The organism is Treponema sp. R80B11-R83G3, assembly GCF_054786115.1.
In genome coordinates this window covers 1-1,389 of record NZ_BDHF01000214.1, presented here as the reverse complement: position 1 = coordinate 1,389, position 1,389 = coordinate 1, and the positions used below count along the sequence as shown (strand labels likewise).

At 41.0% G+C, this 1,389-nt stretch carries 2 protein-coding genes; one reads left to right on the top strand and one right to left on the bottom strand.

The window, feature by feature from the left end; translation table 11 throughout:
• The coding region (locus tag ACYVRH_RS12735; RefSeq protein WP_461257273.1) for a TolB family protein at positions 1-627 on the top strand (627 nt) is incomplete at its 5' end.
• A gap of 105 nt (positions 628-732) precedes the next feature.
• Here the strand turns inward: ACYVRH_RS12735 and ACYVRH_RS12730 are convergent.
• Positions 733-1,389: hypothetical protein (locus tag ACYVRH_RS12730; RefSeq protein ID WP_461257272.1), on the bottom strand; the 657-nt coding region annotated here is incomplete at its 5' end.

The window sequence follows — 1,389 nt, the reverse complement described above, 5'->3', positions numbered from 1 at the left end:
AATGTAAGCGGCGGCGGAAAAACATATATTTCCCGCGCGCCCATAGGACAGTATGGTGATGATTTCCCTTCAATTAAGAATGGATTAATTGTTTTTACGGCTTACGAAGGCAGCCGGTTAGCAATAGTAACTGTTAAAGAAAATGGTACAGAAACTACATTCATTGGTGAAGGCCGTTCGCCATCATGGTCCCCTAAAGGAGATAAGATTCTTTTTATTAGAAATGAATCTAATCCGACTTCTTTTGGCGGTGATATTTTTGAATTAGATGTTAAAAGCGGTCAATTTACCCAGATTTATTCTGATCCGCAGTTTTTATGTTATGAACCTTCTTATTCACCTGACGGCAAACGAATTTTATTTACAAAAGGCACGTCTGTTAGAAATACAGGAACGCGAACAACAACAAATATACTGGGCTTAATTACTAATAAAAGGACTATTAGCGATGAAACTATTAAAAGGCATATTTTTATTATGAATGCTGATGGTACTAATGTTTCTCCTGTAAGCAGCGGAAATGCCACTGTTATTTCTCCAAGTTGGGGGCAAAATGGAGAAATATTTTGTCTTGTATCAATAGGTAAAGGTTTTGAAATATACAAGATGCGCATAAGGGAAGATTAAAAGAGTACGAGTATTTAGCATAAAATGTTTTAAAGCCCTTGATGTTTGGTCGGGGGCTTTTATTTAGCGTCTTGGTGATCTTTGTGCGTATTCTTCCGGAAAAAATCACAAATAAACTTCAACAGGTACTGATATTCCCTTTTCATATAACGCGCGGCGCAAAGAATCGGCGCGTTCTTCAAGATAATCGCTTGGCAGTGAAGATGCTAACGGATCTTCAGGCGCGGAACGCGCTTTGCCGTAAAGCTGTATTTTGCGAAAACCGGCGTTTATCTTACCGTCAATATTGTTCGCGCTTTTTTCCGTTTTTGACGCCAATTCGCATACAAGCGATTCCCATGCTTTTTTTTCCGCCTCTGACGGTTGTTCCTCGTTGATCGCGCAGAGCATTGTCTGTATTGTTACAGCGGAGCAGGAAACAAATTCTTTTATTACTGCGATAAGTTTTTCATAAGGAACGTCTGAGCGGTTTATTTTGTTGTACCAGTCTTCTGTTCCCGCGTCCACTTTTAACCAGATGTCTGTGGCGGGTAAAAAAGCGTATTCTTTTAAAAGCGAAAAAATTCGCGGCTGTAACAGTCCCGCGCCGTTAGTTATAACCACAAGCCGCGCCGAAGGAGCCGTTTTTGCTCTAATACCTTCTGCCAATTTTAACGCATTGGGAAAAGCGGAGGAGAGGGTAGGCTCTCCGTTGCCTGAAAAGCAAATATCTTTAATAATAGCGTTTTGTTTCTGCGCTCCTGAAACGGCACGGCGCAGATC